19 protein-coding genes are annotated in these 16,716 nt (G+C 41.0%); all 19 read left to right on the forward strand.

Annotated features, from left to right (window positions below; all coding sequences use genetic code 11):
* Positions 1-12 precede the first annotated feature (12 nt).
* Positions 13-351 carry a hypothetical protein gene (locus P9L93_05440; protein MDP8230528.1) on the forward strand — a complete coding sequence of 113 codons (339 nt, stop codon included), beginning with the start codon at positions 13-15 and terminating at the stop codon, positions 349-351.
* A gap of 2 nt (positions 352-353) precedes the next feature.
* On the forward strand, positions 354-1,208 hold the full coding sequence (locus tag P9L93_05445; GenBank protein MDP8230529.1) for a glycosyltransferase: 855 nt from the start codon (positions 354-356) through the stop codon (positions 1,206-1,208).
* A complete protein-coding gene (locus P9L93_05450) occupies positions 1,205-2,710 on the forward strand; it encodes a glycosyltransferase family 39 protein (protein MDP8230530.1) in 1,506 nt (501 codons plus the stop codon). The genes P9L93_05445 and P9L93_05450 overlap by 4 nt, the downstream gene beginning before the upstream one ends.
* Positions 2,707-3,729 carry a glycosyltransferase family 2 protein gene (locus tag P9L93_05455; protein ID MDP8230531.1) on the forward strand — a complete coding sequence of 341 codons (1,023 nt, stop codon included), beginning with the start codon at positions 2,707-2,709 and terminating at the stop codon, positions 3,727-3,729. Before P9L93_05450 ends, P9L93_05455 begins: the two co-directional genes overlap by 4 nt.
* Positions 3,719-4,495, forward strand: coding sequence for a glycosyltransferase family 2 protein (locus tag P9L93_05460; protein MDP8230532.1), 777 nt, complete (start codon positions 3,719-3,721; stop codon positions 4,493-4,495). Before P9L93_05455 ends, P9L93_05460 begins: the two co-directional genes overlap by 11 nt.
* Positions 4,492-5,526: a methyltransferase domain-containing protein gene (locus P9L93_05465; protein ID MDP8230533.1), complete on the forward strand. Its 1,035-nt coding sequence runs from the start codon at positions 4,492-4,494 to the stop codon at positions 5,524-5,526. The genes P9L93_05460 and P9L93_05465 overlap by 4 nt, the downstream gene beginning before the upstream one ends.
* Positions 5,527-5,536: 10 nt before the next feature.
* A complete protein-coding gene (locus P9L93_05470; GenBank protein MDP8230534.1) occupies positions 5,537-6,130 on the forward strand; it encodes a class I SAM-dependent methyltransferase in 594 nt (197 codons plus the stop codon).
* Complete coding sequence (locus P9L93_05475) at positions 6,111-7,226, forward strand: CDP-glycerol glycerophosphotransferase family protein (protein ID MDP8230535.1); 1,116 nt, start codon at positions 6,111-6,113, stop codon at positions 7,224-7,226. Before P9L93_05470 ends, P9L93_05475 begins: the two co-directional genes overlap by 20 nt.
* Entirely contained in the window at positions 7,223-7,975 is a 753-nt protein-coding gene (locus P9L93_05480) for a phosphocholine cytidylyltransferase family protein (protein MDP8230536.1), read from the forward strand. The genes P9L93_05475 and P9L93_05480 overlap by 4 nt, the downstream gene beginning before the upstream one ends.
* Positions 7,975-8,622 (forward strand): DUF2490 domain-containing protein, encoded by a 648-nt coding sequence (locus P9L93_05485; protein ID MDP8230537.1) that lies wholly within the window; start codon positions 7,975-7,977, stop codon positions 8,620-8,622. The genes P9L93_05480 and P9L93_05485 overlap by 1 nt, the downstream gene beginning before the upstream one ends.
* Positions 8,623-8,648: 26 nt before the next feature.
* A complete protein-coding gene (locus P9L93_05490) occupies positions 8,649-9,854 on the forward strand; it encodes an MFS transporter (GenBank protein ID MDP8230538.1) in 1,206 nt (401 codons plus the stop codon).
* 52 nt (positions 9,855-9,906) lie between these two features.
* Positions 9,907-10,959 (forward strand): glycosyltransferase family 2 protein, encoded by a 1,053-nt coding sequence (locus P9L93_05495; GenBank protein MDP8230539.1) that lies wholly within the window; start codon positions 9,907-9,909, stop codon positions 10,957-10,959.
* Between the two features lie 14 nt (positions 10,960-10,973).
* Positions 10,974-12,098 carry a UDP-N-acetylglucosamine 2-epimerase (non-hydrolyzing) gene (wecB, locus tag P9L93_05500; protein MDP8230540.1) on the forward strand — a complete coding sequence of 375 codons (1,125 nt, stop codon included), beginning with the start codon at positions 10,974-10,976 and terminating at the stop codon, positions 12,096-12,098.
* The gene (locus tag P9L93_05505; GenBank protein MDP8230541.1) at positions 12,099-12,983 is read left to right on the forward strand and encodes a class I SAM-dependent methyltransferase; all 885 of its coding nucleotides are present in this window, start codon (positions 12,099-12,101) and stop codon (positions 12,981-12,983) included. It abuts the gene before it with no gap.
* Positions 12,984-13,000: 17 nt separating this feature from the next.
* Positions 13,001-14,044, forward strand: coding sequence for a GDP-mannose 4,6-dehydratase (locus P9L93_05510; GenBank protein ID MDP8230542.1), 1,044 nt, complete (start codon positions 13,001-13,003; stop codon positions 14,042-14,044).
* A gap of 149 nt (positions 14,045-14,193) precedes the next feature.
* The gene (gene gmhB / locus P9L93_05515) at positions 14,194-14,748 is read left to right on the forward strand and encodes a D-glycero-beta-D-manno-heptose 1,7-bisphosphate 7-phosphatase (protein MDP8230543.1); all 555 of its coding nucleotides are present in this window, start codon (positions 14,194-14,196) and stop codon (positions 14,746-14,748) included.
* Complete coding sequence (locus tag P9L93_05520) at positions 14,721-14,888, forward strand: DUF5989 family protein (GenBank protein MDP8230544.1); 168 nt, start codon at positions 14,721-14,723, stop codon at positions 14,886-14,888. Before gmhB ends, P9L93_05520 begins: the two co-directional genes overlap by 28 nt.
* Position 14,889: 1 nt before the next feature.
* Positions 14,890-16,011, forward strand: a complete 1,122-nt coding sequence (locus tag P9L93_05525) for a glycosyltransferase (GenBank protein MDP8230545.1) — start codon at positions 14,890-14,892, stop codon at positions 16,009-16,011.
* Entirely contained in the window at positions 16,008-16,712 is a 705-nt protein-coding gene (locus P9L93_05530) for a hypothetical protein (protein ID MDP8230546.1), read from the forward strand. Before P9L93_05525 ends, P9L93_05530 begins: the two co-directional genes overlap by 4 nt.
* Positions 16,713-16,716: the final 4 nt, after the last annotated feature.

Genomic DNA, 16,716 nt, shown 5'->3' on the forward strand with positions numbered 1-16,716 from the left:
AAGGTTTAAATTATGGATAAAAAATATATACTTGTCTGTGAAAAGGGGTGGCGCAAGATAAGAGAGTTATCGCTGGATCTGGCAGAAAAAGGCATCTCTTCCACTGTTTTAATAAGGGGGTTGGTCAGACCAGATGTAGAGAGGATGATAACAGCACATAAAGAGATAAGTAACGTATTTGTCCCGGAGAAGCTTTTCACATTAATCCTTTTCATGCGCATGGCCACCAGCTTAATTTTGTGTCCACGAAGGAGATTGTTAATAGCCCTTAGCAAAGAAAAGACCTATAAGAGATTAGAGATACTTAAGAAAATTTTTCGCAGGATCGAATTGGCAAAGGTTTTTGATTAGACATGAAAATAGCTATTATATTTGGCAAGGAACGTCTGGATACAGTAGGCATATATTTTGAACGAGCGTTAAAGGCCCTGGGCCACGAGGTCAGGCATTTTTGGCCTAAAGATATAGAAAATATCAGGCCTGAATATGATTTTTATTTTCGAGTGGATGACGGGCACTATGATCATTGTATCCCTGAGAGGCTTAAGCCAAGGGTCTATTTTGCCTCGGATACGCATTTAAAAAATCCGTTCAAAAAAATAAAAAAACACATATTGAGAGAAGCGTACGAACTGGTATTTTGTCCTATGCTGAAGGAAGTAGAGATATTAAAAAAGGTCTCTCCTGTAGAAATAATCTGGATGAATTTCGCATGCGATCCTGAGGTGCATAAGAGGTTGGATATAGAGAGAAATTACGATATAGGTTTTGTGGGAAACGACGGCGGGGTGCCCAGAAAGTTCTATCTTCAGGAGCTAAGAGAACGGTATCCGAAAAGTTTCATAGACCGAGCTGATTATTCACAGATGAGCCAGATCTACAGCTCTTCAAAGATAGGCTTTAACTTTGCTATTCGCGGAGAATCCCTTACTATGAGGAGCTATGAGATAATGGCCTGCAAGGCAATGCTTCTTATGCAGAGATTAAGGGACAATAGCGCTGAAAAGGCCGGTTTTATCGACGGGAAACATCTTGTGTTTTTTGACAAGCCAGAGGATCTGTTCAAACTTATCGAGCATTATCTGAAAAACAAGAAAGAAAGGGAAGAGATAGCGGAAAACGGCTATCGTCTCACACTCGAGAGACATACTTACACTCATAGGATCAACGAGATGCTCGATATAATTAAAGATAGGTTTAAGATATGAGACAGAAAGCAAAAAAGGATATTGTATTAATAATATTTTGTCTTTTGGCAGGGGTAATATTATTTACCAATCTGGGGAACATCTATCTCTGGCAGGATGAGGCAACAACCGCAGTTTTAGCTAAAAACACACTTGAGTTTGGGATCCCCAGGACCTTTGACGGGACTAATCTTATTACGACTATTTACTCTGACCCTTGCAAATATAGTGGATGGAAATACGCCCCGTGGTTTCAATTTTATCTTGCGGCATTATCCTTTTACTTGTTTGGAGTCAGTACTTTTGCTGCGAGACTCCCTTTCGCTGTGTTTGGTATGGGTAGCTTGATATTGTGTTATTTACTCGCGCAGAGGCTTTTCCAGAATAGGCTCCTCTCCAGGCTATCGACCGCATTTATGCTTTTTTCCGCGCCATTCTTTTTATATATGCGTCAGTGCAGATGGTATGGTCTTTCAGTATTTTTTACACTCTGGATTTTGATCTCGTATTTGGACATGATAAAGAAGAAGCGATTTTCTGCATGGGGATTTGTCCTGGCAAGCAGCCTTCTCTTTCACTCAAATTATGCAATCTTTTTCCCTGTCTTGGGAGCCATGTGTTTTCACTATCTTGTGTTTCACAAAAAAGATATTGAATTAAAGAGGATATTAGGCTATCTCTCTATTATTGCTATACTCACTGTACCTTTTTTCCTCTATTCTGTAAACATGGAGTGTAGCGGGCAGATGACGTTTCTGCGTACAAAAGGTCATTTAGAATTCTATGTCCGCGTCTTAAATAAATACCTATTTCCTCTTGTATTTTTGTTTTTGAGTCTAGCTGTATTTTCCTTTTTCAAGAAAAAGGTCTTTCCTGTACTGGATAAGGCGCTGGATAGATCTCGACTCTGGTTTTTTCCGCTCGTATTTATTTTTACTATCTGTTTTCTGCTTTTAGCAGAGGAAAGACAGCTGAGGTATCTTATTCATCTTTTACCTTTATCCTGTATCCTTATGAGTTTTTTAATGATCGGGTGGCTAAAGCTGAATATTATAGTCGCTGGTCTAGTATTTGTTGTCGCATGTTTTACAAATTCATTTCACACAGGCAGCCCTTTTGCAAAGAAACTATGGATACCCATAGTGGATATCGCTTATGAGTTGACCCATGATTATGACGGGCCAGTAGAAGGAATAATAAAGTTTTTAAATAAGAATGCGAGGCCAGGAGATACAGTTAAATTGATCATGGGTGATTGCGCGGTTATGTTTTATACAGATTTCAAGGTAGACAATGAAGATTTTACGCAGGAATCATTCCCTGAGTGGATTATAGTGAGAAATGACTGGGTCTCGTTCAAGAGTTTAAGTGCCAGGTATCGTAGACAAATAGAATCGCAATATCAAAGAATTGAATTAAATTATCCTGATATAATGTGGGAAAACCGGCCAGACCCTGGTTATCATAAATTCAAGACAGTAACTGACTGGCCTACTAAAGTGACGGTGTATAAGAAAAGATGAAGTGCGATATAATTATTCCAGTTTGGAATCAACTCGAGTTTACCAAAAAATGCATAGAGAGTGTTTTTAGAAATACGAATTATGCGTTTCGTTTAGTTGTTATTGATAATGGAAGCGCTAAGGCTACGAGGGCCTATCTGGATGAATTGGCACGCGATAAAAAAACAGGCGTTACTGTACTTAGAAATAATGAGAATCTGGGATTCATTAAGGCCACCAACCAAGGGATAAGAGAGTCAGACGCACCTTATGTCTGCCTTTTAAATAATGATACAGAGGTCACAAAAGGCTGGCTTAAAGAAATGGTCAATGTAGCTGAGAAGAAAAAGGATATAGGTATAGTTAATGCTAACAGTAATACCCTGGGCTGCAAGGCCAAGTTTGGCCAGTCTGTAGAATCGCTTGCAGAGGAACTGAGGTCTCACTCTGGAGAGTATAGCATGCTGGCCCAGGCTACAGGGTTTTGCATGTTGATCAAGCGAGAGATCATTGATAAGGTGGGCATTTTTGACGAGACCTACGGAATGGGAAATTTCGAAGACGCTGACTTTAGTAAAAGGGCGCAGAGATCAGGTTATTCCTGTGTATGCGCCAGGGCATCCTACGTATATCACAGAGAACGACGCTCATTCGTAAGATTTAGGAAGTTTGATCAGGATTTTGATCGTAATCGGGAAATATTTTACTCTAAATGGGGCAGACAAGAGAGGATCCTTTATGTGCTTAGTCACAGTGATTCTGCATACAGGAAAGAAATAGGCAGGAGATCTCTTAAATTGGCCCGCGATGGCAATATTGTCTGGATTTTTTCAAAAGGATGTCCTGGGCAGGATATCGAAAGGCATTCCAATATTTATAGTTATAGCCTGCCAAAGAGGTTTTTTGGTATGATCAGTTTATGGAGGATACTGAAGCGCAAAAAAAAGTTTGACAAGATATACGTAGATGACGAGAATTATGGGAAGCGCTTAGGGGGTTTTAAATTTTTTCATAAAGCAGAGGTGATTCGTGGATGCTAAAATTCCTTTATCCGCAGTAATTATTACCAGAAACGAAGAGACCAATATTAAAGAGTGCCTTGAGTCAGTCAGATGGGCGGACGAGATCGTCGTGGTCGACGACGACAGTACTGACAGGACAGTGGAAATCGCCCAGGGTTATACAGATAGGATTTTTCACAGGAAAATGGATATTGAGGGCAGGCACAGGAACTGGGCCTATAGCCAGGCGCGTAATACCTGGGTCTTGAGTCTGGATGCTGATGAGAGGGTGACTCCTGAACTGAGAAAAGAAATACAGGAAACCATATCCAATGCCGGAAACTTCGAAGGCTTTATTATCCCGCGCAGAAATTATATCGGGAATTACTGGGTCAAATACGGCGGATGGTATCCAAGCGGCCAGTTGAAGATGTTTAGAAAAGATAAATTTTACTGGGAAGAGGCCGAGGTCCACCCCCGAGCGTTCTTGGGGACTCCTGCGGGAAGGTTAAAGAATGACATAATCCATTATTCGTACAAGAACTTCGAGGATTTTGTCAATAAGATGAACAAGCAGACTACGCTGGAGGCGGCTAAATGGGTCAGGGATAAAAGGGGAATGAGTCTTGGCAGGGCCCTTCGCCGCACATGCGACCGTTTCCTGCGCACATTCTTTCGCAAAAAGGCGTACAAAGACGGGTTGATTGGTTTTATGGTATCGATCTTTGCCGGGCTTTATCAGATATTGAGTTATGCTAAATACTATGAACTGAAATTCGCACATAAGTTACGCGATTGCCGATGAAAAAGGATTTATTGGAAATTTTAAACTGTCCAAGCTGCACAAGTACTTTATTTTCATTGCAACAGTGTAAAGTCGATCAGATAGAGGTTAGATCCGGTAGTATAGTTTGTCAGAGTTGTGGGGCTTCTTACGGGATCGAGAGCGGTATAGTAAATTTTATCAAGGACCCCTCGCAGGGAGTGAAGCAGGAAAGAGAGGCAATGGATGCGGAGGAGTATATTACTGACGATAAGGGCAAAAGATATAAGATTAATGAAGAGACAATAGAAAGATTTAAAGATAAATTTCTTTCTATGCCAGAAGGTGATGGCTCACATTTTTTTAGAAATAGAGGCAGTTTTCAAGCTATTGCAAATATATCTTCCAGAGTCTATTCTACCCTTGATGGTTTGAAGCTCACAGGCAAGGAACACATACTTGAAATAGGGGCGTGTTTTTCCTATGCCTCTTTTAAGTTCGCCAAAAAAGGGTGTCGTGTCGTGGCTATAGACATAAGCAATTATCTCAAGGTTGCGGATCTTTTTGTTAAAGAAGCATATTTTGACAGGATGTTTTGCGACATGCATAAGACACCATTTGGAGACGAAACATTTGATATTATATTTGGTTCGGCAGTCCTTCATCACAGTAAGGAGTTGTCCCTGGTTTTCAAAGAGATGCGCCGTATTTTAAAACCAGACGGGCGCCTAGTATTGATCAACGAAGTAGCAAGAGGTCTTTTTGAAAAGGTGCACCCTATATTTGAAAAAATGCAGAAACAAGGCTACGGAGATACTTCTTATACTTTAACAGAATGGCAAAAGGCAGCATACAAAGGCGGCTTTAAGAATGTGAGGATTGATTTTTTATCGCTTGCAGACGATTATATAACAAGGCACAAGAATAAGGATTTGCAGGATCAGGATAGTGTTAAGCTTAGACTTGCAAAGTTTTTTAAAACGCATATAATACTAGAAAAATGCCTGTCTTTTCTTTTGATTCCGCCGAGGCTTTTTTTTAGGCCAAAAAGCTGGAAGATTACATGTTATTAGGAGGTAAGATATGGGAATGCGATTAGCAGATAAAGTTCAGTCAATTTTTTATATTAATAGATTAAAGAAGCTTGACAAGGTCAAGGGATATCTTGGTTTAAACGAGGGTTTTCTGCTATTTAAGATCGCGAGATCGCTCAGGGAAAATTCGGTGATCGTGGAGATAGGTAGTTTTAAAGGAAAGTCCACTTGTTTTATAGCAGAAGGCATAGGTGACAAAAAAATGCAGTTTTTTTGTATCGATCCCTGGAGGGACGACCTGATGCAGGAAAAAGGAGATGCGATATTTAACGAATTCCTGCAAAATACAAAAGAATATAAGGACAGGTTCAGTGTATTGCGGGGATTTTCCCATGAAGTGATCATGGAGTGGCCCGTACACAGAAAGATAGATTTTCTGTGGGTCGACGGAGATCATTCTTACGAAGGAGTTAAGGAGGATATTCTTAATTGGATGCCTCTGGTTAAAAAGAACAGTTTTATTTGTTTTCATGACTATAGGGACGCGCCTGGAGTTAAAAAAGCAGTGGATGAATTGGCGAGAGACAATAAGATCAAATTTATTAAGAGAGTAGGATGTACCTATGTTTCAAAATTACTTTAGAGGCATAAAGAAGAAAGATAGAAAAAAAAGGATCCTTTTTGCGGGGATCTCTCCTACTAATTTTGTTCAGTTTGCGCCAATCTATGAAGTTCTTAAACAAGATTCCAGAATTGAGGTTTTTTTATCAGGGATGTCTCATGGTAAAGATCGGCCGCAGGATATCTACAGGTATTTTGACGTGGACAAAAAATTTATAATAAAAGAAAAAGTGGCAAAGCGCTTTTATTTCGATATATACGTAAGTCCTGATTTCCATTTAGTAGGTAAAAGACACGGTGTAAGCGTGCAGATGTTCCATGGTAACTCATTCAGAAATTTTTCCATAAACGAAGAGGCAAAGAATTTTGATCACCTTTTCCTGATGGGCTCATATATGAAGCGCAAATTTTTAGAATTGGGAATTTTTAAAGAGGGAGAAAGTAGGTTTGAAGAAATAGGGATGCCTCAGACAGATGCTCTTTTGAACAATACAGATACGGGATTGCGTGAAAAACTTAATTTGAATAAAAAGTTTGCTACCGTACTCTATGCCCCGGTCTGGGCCCATATGGAAAGTTTCCTGGAAGATGTACGGAGAACCTTACAGGAGTTGACCTCGCTTGAGGTAAATCTACTCGTGAAGATGCACCATGGTTTTTATTCTAAGGAATTAAATAAGATTAAATGGCAAGAATATCTAGATGAGCTTTTAAAGAAAAATATAAATATGCACTTGATAAAAGATTTTGATATTGTGCCGTATATGCGCATTAGTGATTTACTTGTAAGCGATGCAAGCGGAGTCGTGCATCAATTTTCCATATTAGATAGGCCGATCGTATGTATAAAGATAGACATCGATGAATTCAGAAAAGGTTATCCAAACCTTGATCAGGCGGCGTATGCGAATCGTGCAGTCGTAGAGGTCTCTACAGGAGAATCCCTGAAGGAAGCTGTACTGAAAGAGCTTGCTGATCCCGGTAGGTTAAGCCGACAAAGATTGGCTATGGCCAAGGAGTATTTTTATAATATTGGTTTTTCTACTAAATATGCTATCTCAAGACTTTATCGTTTTCTTAATAAGGAGCCTTTACAATACAGAGAGAAGGAGATATGAAAGCCATTATTATTGCTGCTGGGATAGGGTCACGTTTAAACCCTTTAACCAGCAACAAACCTAAATGTATGTTAGAAATAAACGACAGGACCTTATTGCAGCATCAGATTGAGGCGCTGAGGGGTGCTGGGATAGATAGAATAGTTTTAATTAAAGGATATAAGAAAGAGATGATAAATTATCCTGATTTAGTTTATTACATCAATGACGATTACAAGAACAATAACATCCTCCACTCTTTATTTTATGCTGAAAAAGAAATGAATAATGCATTTATAGCAGCTTATTCAGATATTTTTTACACTAAAGATATAGTGGAAAGGTTGCTTGAGAGCAAAGAGGATATATCGATAGTAGTGGATATAGATTGGAAAGGTTATTATGAAGGCAGGACAGACCATCCTATCAGTGAGGCGGAAAATGTTATCTTTGACGCGGATAATAATGTAGTCAAGATCGGCAAGATCCTGCCGGATGAAGATGCTGTCCATGGTGAATTTATCGGCATGATGAAATGTTCAAAAAAAGGTGCGCTTATTTTTAGGAAATATTTTAATAGGTTAAAAGAGATTTACAAAGGAAGGCCGTTCCAGAGGGCCGGCGTATTTGAAAAGTCATATCTGACAGATATATTTCAGGACATGGCTGATTGCGGCGTGAAGATCAACTGTGTGATTATAGAAAAGGGCTGGGCTGAGATAGATACGGTCCAGGATTATAAGCGTATATTAAAGGATAAGGAGACGTAATGAAGTTGGTCAAGTTTTGGTTATTATTTACAGCAGCATTTTTTTGCTGCGCTTCACTTGTGCATGCAAGTGATGATACTGAGTACTGGAGCATGCATACCTTTAGCGCAAAGATAAACGAAAGGGTAAAATTGAATCTGCTCGAGGAATTTCGTATGAAAAGTGACATGGGTAATTTCTATACCTATGTCCAGTATGTCGGCGCAAGTTATAAGGTAAGCGACTATTTTGATGTGGCAGGATGGTATAAGCTGGTTTCATCAAAGGCAAATCAGAATTGGACCGAGACTCACCGGTATGACATAGACGGGACATTAAAGATAGACCTGGATGGCTTTAAACTCTCTAATAGGTCAAGGTTTGAGCGGAATACAAATGCCTCATCATGGCTATATAGAGACAGGATAAAGGTGACAAAGAAGGTAAAACTATTCGACAGAGATTACACACCTTTTCTTTCCAATGAATTCTTTTTGGATATAGAGCCCAATGATGGCTATCACGAAAACAGAGCCAGCGGAGGCATTAGCACAGATTTTATATGGGGCACAAAACTGACTCTATATTATATGTCACTCGCCAAAAAGAGCAGTGGAGAGTGGAATAGCGCGAATGTAATCGGGACTACTGTAGGGGTTAGTTTTTAAAATTTCTAGAAAAGGAGATTTAAAAAGTGAAGAACAATAAGGCAATATTTTGGAACATCTGGACATCTTATGCCACATATTATTTTGGCAAGGTAAATTTGAGCATAGTAGTGCCGGCGTTATTGGCGACATATAAGAATCTGGATTTATATACTGTTGGTTTAGTTTCGAGTGGTTTTTTCTTTGCGTATGCGCTTGGTCAATTTTTGCATGGTCAGATTTCAGAGCGGCACAATCCTTTTGTTTATATCGCAATAGGGTTAATTGGTTCTGCCATAATGAACCTGATCCTTGGTTTTTCCGGAGGTTTTTTTATAATGTTATTTCTTGGAGAGGTCCTTGACGGATTTTTTCAATCAATGGGTTGGTCATCCTGTGTAAGGGCGAATGCCTTGATCCAAAAGGATAAAGACAGAGAAAGATCCTCTACGATACTAGGGACTTCCTACCAAGTAGGTAATTCAGTGGCATGGCTTATATCTTCTTTTGCTGTCGGCACATGGGGCTGGCAGGCAGGTTTCTGGGTTGCGAGCGGTTTTTTATTCGCTAGGGGGATATTATTGCTATTGACAAAACCAAAGATGGAGATTGCGCCTCCTCAGAAAGTCAAGGTCCAGATAAAGAATACTTTATCTTTTCCGATCGTGCTGAGTGGCATATCACTTTGTTTATTAAATATGGTGAGATATGGTGTTATTACGTGGATACCGTTATATTTCTTTAAGACAGGGAATTTTACAGTGGAGCAGATGGGAAAGGTCGGTCTGAAAGTATTTTTGATTCCTATAGCAGGTGTTCTGGGCACATTGATATATAATAAGCTCAAGATCAACAGGGATATCCTTACTATTATATGTCTGATAATGCTGGCGATCAGCTTTTTTGTGTTACCCTTTACTACAGGTTTGTTGGCGACGTTTGTATTATTGATCGGTAGTTTCTTTCTGTACGGCCCCCATGTTTTTTTAGTAACAACATTTCCGACCCGTTTTGTGGATAAACAGGTAGTTGCAGCCTCCACAGGATTTATAGATGGAATGGGCTATATCGGAACGGTATTAATAGGCATAATTGTCCCATTTTTGGTTACATCAGCCGCAGGTAAATGGGAGAATGTATTTATATTCTGGGGGATCCTTTCGATTATGGTGGCTGTCGTTGTTGCTATTGTCTATATTAGGAGTTTTAGAGATAAGACGATAGATTTCTTAGCGCTTAAGAATAACAGGTGAGAGCCAATGAGTACGAAGACGATTTATCCTTAAAAAATAAAGGGATTCAGGGATGGCGACAGTCTCAATAGGAATAATCTGTCAGGACAATGAAAATATTATTCGGGATTGTCTGGAAAGCGCCAAATGGGCTGATGAGATAGTCGTGGTAGATGCCTTCAGCAAGGATAGGACCGTGGAAATCGTCAGAGAATACACGAATAAGATATACCAGCATAAAGTAGACAGGCACCTGAATGAACAATGGAACAGGGCTATAGGTTATGCGACCTGCGATTGGTTCTTTCATCTTTCGACAGACCAGCGATTTACGCCTCAGTTGCGGGACGAGATCAGGAGAGTAGTTCAAAAAAAAGAACGATATGCGGCTTATTACGTGCCTCTGGAAAATTATTTTCTTGGTAAATGGATACAGTACTGCGGTTGGTCCCCTGATTACAATATAATGTTTCACAAAAGAGACAAGGGGGTCTGCTCAGATAAAGAAGGCGGCCTTTTAATGGTAGACGGCGAGATAGGGTATCTTAAGAGCAGGTTGATCCATTATTCTCACACAGGGATCTCCAGTACTATAAGCAAGGAAAACATGCTTTCCACCAGGGAAGCCGAATACTTTTTAGAGACAAAGACGTCTTTTAGAAGAAGGTTTATACTGACTAAGGCACTTCGGAACTTCAGAAAGACCTATTGGAAACAAGAGGGTTATAAAGACGGGATGTACGGGTTGGTTTTTTGTTTGATTTTTTCTTTTAATAAATTTTTGATTTACGCGAAATACTGGAATATGCTTCAAAGACAGAAGAGAAATTCCTGTGTATGTGAAGATATCAGTCTGCTTGTAGAAAGAGAGAATCATGATACATCTTTACTAGCAGAAAGATTATTAAAAGAACGCGGGATAACGGGTGAAAAAGAAATGAGATATCAAATGACTGTTGTTCCGTTAAGGCTTTTCTTGAAGACTTATATTGGGAAGACGGAATTCCGCCAGGGTGTCCGTGGCCTCACTCATTGCATCTTTAATGCGTATATTCATGCGATAAAATGGTCTAAGTATTGGGAATTAAGTTGTGTAAAAAAGATAAAACCGCAGAATAATACATAAGGACACTTTTTATTATGGCAAAAAAAATTCTATTTGTTTTTGGCACGCGCCCGGAGGTCATTAAGATGGCGCCTGTTATCGAGCTTGCGAGAGAGTCAGGGGTTGGGCTGGACCCCGTTGTTTGTGTTACAGGCCAGCATCGACATCTTTTGGATCAGGCATTGACTGAATTTGATATCAAGCCAGATATCGACCTTGATCTGATGAGGACTGATCAGAGTTTAGATGGTATCGTATCCGGGGTTTTGCGCGGCATGCAAGAGGTCTATCATAAGGTCTGTCCTGAGGTTGTCTTAGTGCAGGGAGATACCTCTACGGTGTTTGCTGCAACCCTCGCCTGTTATTATAACGGCATAGATGTCGGACACATCGAGGCAGGGTTACGCTCCGGAGACAACCAGAATCCTTTTCCTGAGGAGGTAAACAGGCGGTTTGTCTCACTTATCGCGAAATATAATTTTTGCCCGACCCAGGATGCGAAGAAAAATTTATTAAAAGAGGCTGTGCGTCCTGAAAAGATATTTGTTACAGGCAATACAATAGTCGATGCGCTTGAGAGGACCTTAAATATAATTGGTTCAAGACAGATGTCTATTAATGGAGTTGACCGGGAATTCCTGCAAAAGCCATTTGCCCTTATTACAGGACACAGAAGGGAAAATTTTGATGGGGGCATGAAGGATATCTGCGAGGCCATCAAGTCTCTGGCAAAAAAACACAGCGCCTTTCACTGGCTGTGGTCAATGCATCTGAATCCAAATGCCAGGGATGTTGTTTTTAAAATCCTCGATGGTTTAGAAAACGTCAGATTAATAGAGCCTCCTCCGTATAGAGAGTTTGTATACCTGATGAACCGCTCTAGATTTATTATCTCAGACTCTGGAGGCGTGCAGGAAGAGGCCCCGTCATTGGGAAAGACTGTGCTTGTAACCAGGGTGTGCACAGAGCGGCCAGAGGCCATTAAATCCGGCACGTCTATTTTAGTGGGCACAGACCCAGCCAGGATAACAAAAGAAGTAGATAGACTGCTGAAGGATAGAGGGCCTGCAAAGAAAACAAAAAATCCTTTTGGCGACGGCCTGGCTGGGACAAGGATCATAGACATTATTACTAAAGGAAGCTATAAGGAATTTCGCTAAATGAAAACTAAATACGAGACAGTTTCGCAGTGTAATCTCTGCGAAAGCATTAAAAACAGGGTCGTTGATGAAAGGGGCCACATAGTGCAGTGTGAAAACTGCGGCCTGAGGTTTGTGAATTTGCGCCTGACCCAGGATGCCATCTCCACGGATTATGATCACAGCTATGTAAATATCCCTGGCTGGGGCAAGGTGGATGCAGAGGCGCAACTGATGTACAAAAGAAGAGCGGATTTTTTAAACAGGTTTATCCAGAGAGGCAGGATCCTGGACGTGGCTGCGGGTCTGGGAGAATTTTTATCACATGTTAAAAAGACAGGCAGGTGGGAGTGTCTTGGCACAGAGACATCGCGATACGCGATCGAGTTTATAAAAAAGGAATTTGGTATCGAACTTTCTTTCGGGCAGCTTGAAGGCTTGAGGTATCCGGATGGTTTTTTTGATGCGGTCTGTTTCTGGCATGCGCTGGAGCATATGCCGGACCCATCGATCGTAATAAAAGAGGCCTGGCGCATTTTAAAGGATAATGGTTTTTTGTTCATTGCCGTGCCCAATGATTCATGGCTTGGCAGGAGGCATTTTTTTAAAAATGCGCTCAGAAAGGTCGTCAACCACATGCCATTAAAAAGAAAATTGAAAATAAAAAAGATGTATCCTGAGATTGACGAAGAAGGCAACAAACACCTTTTTTATTTTACGCCGCGGACCCTGACGAGATTACTGAAAAAATATGGTTTCAAGGTCAGGGCGCGTTCAGTGGATTATGATTACGGGAAGCCAGATCCTAAATTGGAAAGAAGATACAGATTTGATGTGCTATTTTGCCGTTTTACAGGGCTTAATATTTCTAACGCCATTTTAATCGCAGCGCAGAAGAAAAGTTAGGGAAGATATAAGGAGGAATGATGAAGGTATTAGTGACAGGTGGGGCAGGGTTAGTCGGATCGCATACAGCAGAGTATTATTCAAAGAAGGGTGATGAGGTGATCGTACTGGATAATCTGATGCGCTCTAATCTATTCGGATACAATAAGGAGAGCGTGGAGTTTAACTGGAACTATCTGAGCCAGCTCGAAAACGTAAAGAGGATAAAAGGGGACATAAGAGAAGAAAAGGACGTGATGAAGGCGCTGGGTGACGGCGTGGATGCAGTGATACATACTGCGGGCCAGCCAGGCGTGCCGCTTTCCATGAAGATCCCGAGAGAAGACTTTAGTATAAACGCCTATGGCACGCTTAATGTCCTTGAATGTCTCAGGCAGGTCTCGCCAAAGGCTGCGTTTGTGTATTGCTCCACAAATAAGATCTACGGAGAGAATGTGGACAGCATTACACTGGAAGAAGAAGAGACAAGATATAGGTATAAAACTAAAAAAGGTGTTCCTGAGACACTGTCTGTGGACCTGACTGGCCATACGCCTTATGGCGCTTCGAAATATACAGGCGATATCTATACGCAGGAATACGGACATATCTACGGCATGAAGACAGCAGTGTTTCGCATGTCATGTATCTATGGCACAAGGCAGTTTGGTTTTGAGGATCAGGGCTGGGTAGCATGGTTTGTCATAGCGAATCTGACAGGCCAGCCCATCATTGTCTACGGCGACGGAAAACAGGTAAGGGACTTACTGTACGTGGATGATCTAGTAGAGGCCTATGACAAGTTCATACACGGCGAGGCAATGCATGACGTGTTTAATATTGGCGGCGGGCCAAGGAACACTACCTCGCTCCTGGAGTTTATAGCATTGATAGAAAAGAAAACAGGCATCAAGTTCAGGAAAATAGATCACAAGGAGTGGCGGCCAAGTGACCAGAAGGTATACATCTCTGACATCGGCAAGGTCTCAAAGTCACTCACCTGGAAACCAAAGCATACACCCGAGAAAGGCCTGGAAAAACTGATCGAATGGGTTGGCAGTAACACAAAATACTTTATTTAATAACACGGAGGTTGCGGAATGTTACGGAATGTTAGAGAAGGTTACGGAAGGTTACAAGAGGCGATGGATTTCAGCGCTTTTAGTGTAACATTCCGCAACCTTCCGAAACATTCCGCAACCTTATGTAACATCCAAGGATATTCCATATCATGATTAAAGCTATATTTCTAGATAGGGATGGTGTCATAAATAGGGATCCTGGCGGTGGCGATTATATAAAGTCATGGAAGGAGTTTGAGTTCTGGCCAGGCTCTATCGAGGCCATAAAAAAACTAAATGAAAAAGGCTATGAGATCTTTGTGATATCCAACCAGGCAGGAGTAGGCAGGGGGATCTATTCGCAGGCTTCGCTTGATGAGATCACAAAAAATATGCTGAGCGAGATTGAAAAACAGGGAGGCAGAATAAAGTCTGTCAATTATTGCACGCATAAGCCGGATGCTGGCTGCGAATGCAGAAAGCCAAAGACCGGTACGATAAAGAAAGCTACGAAAGGACTTGATATAGATTTTAAAAATACATATTTTATAGGCGACTCGCACCCTGATGTGGGCGCTGGGAAAGGCATGGGGTGCAAGACCATACTTTTATTGACAGGGAAAGAGAATTTAGACGATGTCAAGAATTGGGTGCTTAAGCCTGATCTCATAAAGAGAGATTTAAAGGAGGCAGTTGAATGGATATTAAAGCAAGAGCGAGGATAATAGGAGAGCTTTTTAAGTTTTTGTGGGAGAGAAAATTATGGTGGATGATCCCGATAGTGATGGTGCTTTTGCTATTTGGGCTTTTGATATTTTTCACACAATCATCAGCTGTAGCCCCGTTTATTTATACACTATTTTGATATGAAAATATTAGTTGCGCACGCATATGCGGGAATTGGACACAAGAAGGCAGCAGAGGCAATAGGAAAGGCCTTGCTGGATTCTGGAGCCCATGTCGAGGTCGTAGATACGCTGGACTATACGAATGCATTTTTCAAGTTTTCGTACCCCAGGGTTTATCTATTTCTTATAAACAGGGCGCCCTTTTTATGGGGGTGCCTGTATTATTTCTTTGATCTCAGATCAGTGGATTTCTTTTGTGCTCCGGTAAGAAGATTTTTTCATGATCTTCAGGCAGCCAGATTCAAGAGGTTTGTTATTGAAAAAAAACCAGATGTTATAGTCTGCACACATTTTCTTCCCGCGGAAGTAGTTTCTGCGTTAAAGAAAAAAAATCTTTTTAACGGCAGGCTTGTAACAGTCATTACGGATTTTTTGCCTCATTCTTTTTGGTTGGCTAGACGATCAGATTATTTTATAGGCGCGCTAGAAAAGACAAAAAAAGGACTCGTAAGGCGCGGGATAGAGGAGGCCCGTATAAAGATCTTCGGTATCCCCACTGACCCTGTATTTAGTATTTCAAAAGGCCGCAAGACCCTGATAGAAAAACTGGGCCTGAAAGAAAATTGTTTTAATCTCCTTATTATGGGCGGCGGATTTGGAACAGGCCCGGTAAAAGAAATAGTCAATGCTATTTCTGAGCTGGAATCAGGGATAAAGAATGGTTTACAGATAATAATCATATGCGGAAAAAATAAGGCCTTGCTTGAAGATTTAAATAAGATAGGAACGAGTTCAGGGATTAAGTTGAGCGCCTTTGGCTATATGAATAATGTTGATGAGTTCATGGAGGCGAGTGATTTGATAATAACAAAGTCAGGCGGACTAACTGTCTCAGAGTCGCTTTCAAAGAAATTACCCATGATTATAATACAGCCAATACCTGGTCAGGAGACAGGAAACTGTAAAGTCCTTGAGGGCTATGGCGTGGCAGTGCGCGCAAATACAGTAGGTCAGATCGTGGATCATGTAAAGTGTTTCGTAGCTGCTCCTGAGAAGATAATCGACATGAAGGCCAGGATAAATCTATTGGCATATCCTGATGCTGCAAAGGATATAGCGGATCTGGTGGTGAAAATATGAAAATAGATCTAGTGAAAAAATTACCAAGAAAGGTTTCAATGCTTGTTGAGACCTTGGGGAAGATCGCTGATGAAGAAGGGGTGCGCGTTTATATGGTTGGCGGCCCTGTACGGGATCTATTGCTCAACGTATCGAATTACGACCTGGATTTTGTCGTAGAGACAGATGCCATAAAATTCAGCGAGGTCTTGAATAAGACCTTGAAGGGCGCACTGACTGTCCATAAGGCCTTTGGTACAGCTACCGTCGCGCGTAAAGATCTCAGGATAGACATAGTGACTGCGAGAAGAGAATCCTATGAACATCCTGCTGCCTATCCTGATGTAGAGCCAGCTACGATAAAAGAGGATCTATTCAGAAGAGATTTTACTATAAACGCCATGGCTATAATTATCAATAAGAGGAATTTCGGAGAGCTGGCTGATCTTTATGGCGGCTTGGGAGATCTAAAAAAAGGTATTGTAAGGGTTATGCACGATAAAAGTTTTATGGATGACCCTACGCGCATATTCAGGGCTGTCAGATTTTCTACCAGATTAAATTTTAAGATAGAATCACATACAAAAGGCCTGATGAAAGAGGCAGTAGCAGCTGGTTTCTTAGGAGAAGTGAATCGTGGAAGGATCAAGAAAGAGATGGAATTGTTTCTAAAAGAAAAAAATGCGTTAAAATGCCTGGAGACATTTTCCAGATTGATTTAGGGAG

Origin of the sequence: Candidatus Gorgyraea atricola, from assembly GCA_030765235.1 — a bacterium.
GTDB classification, from domain to species: domain Bacteria; phylum Omnitrophota; class Gorgyraeia; order Gorgyraeales; family Gorgyraeaceae; genus Gorgyraea; species Gorgyraea atricola.

Bases quoted from the DNA above. Each gene is read 5' to 3' on its own strand.
- P9L93_05475 (MDP8230535.1), top strand. From the start codon at position 6,111: ATGTTTCAAAATTACTTTAGAGGCATAAAGAAGAAAGATAGAAAAAAA.
- P9L93_05485 (MDP8230537.1), top strand. From the start codon at position 7,975: ATGAAGTTGGTCAAGTTTTGGTTATTATTTACAGCAGCATTTTTTTGC.
- P9L93_05520 (MDP8230544.1), top strand. From the start codon at position 14,721: ATGGATATTAAAGCAAGAGCGAGGATAATAGGAGAGCTTTTTAAGTTT.
- P9L93_05525 (MDP8230545.1), top strand. From the start codon at position 14,890: ATGAAAATATTAGTTGCGCACGCATATGCGGGAATTGGACACAAGAAG.
- P9L93_05510 (MDP8230542.1), top strand. From the start codon at position 13,001: ATGATGAAGGTATTAGTGACAGGTGGGGCAGGGTTAGTCGGATCGCAT.
- P9L93_05465 (MDP8230533.1), top strand. From the start codon at position 4,492: ATGAAAAAGGATTTATTGGAAATTTTAAACTGTCCAAGCTGCACAAGT.
- P9L93_05450 (MDP8230530.1), top strand. From the start codon at position 1,205: ATGAGACAGAAAGCAAAAAAGGATATTGTATTAATAATATTTTGTCTT.
- P9L93_05505 (MDP8230541.1), top strand. From the start codon at position 12,099: ATGAAAACTAAATACGAGACAGTTTCGCAGTGTAATCTCTGCGAAAGC.
- P9L93_05440 (MDP8230528.1), top strand. From the start codon at position 13: ATGGATAAAAAATATATACTTGTCTGTGAAAAGGGGTGGCGCAAGATA.
- P9L93_05480 (MDP8230536.1), top strand. From the start codon at position 7,223: ATGAAAGCCATTATTATTGCTGCTGGGATAGGGTCACGTTTAAACCCT.
- P9L93_05530 (MDP8230546.1), top strand. From the start codon at position 16,008: ATGAAAATAGATCTAGTGAAAAAATTACCAAGAAAGGTTTCAATGCTT.
- P9L93_05495 (MDP8230539.1), top strand. From the start codon at position 9,907: ATGGCGACAGTCTCAATAGGAATAATCTGTCAGGACAATGAAAATATT.
- P9L93_05445 (MDP8230529.1), top strand. From the start codon at position 354: ATGAAAATAGCTATTATATTTGGCAAGGAACGTCTGGATACAGTAGGC.
- gmhB (MDP8230543.1), top strand. From the start codon at position 14,194: ATGATTAAAGCTATATTTCTAGATAGGGATGGTGTCATAAATAGGGAT.
- P9L93_05470 (MDP8230534.1), top strand. From the start codon at position 5,537: ATGGGAATGCGATTAGCAGATAAAGTTCAGTCAATTTTTTATATTAAT.
- wecB (MDP8230540.1), top strand. From the start codon at position 10,974: ATGGCAAAAAAAATTCTATTTGTTTTTGGCACGCGCCCGGAGGTCATT.
- P9L93_05455 (MDP8230531.1), top strand. From the start codon at position 2,707: ATGAAGTGCGATATAATTATTCCAGTTTGGAATCAACTCGAGTTTACC.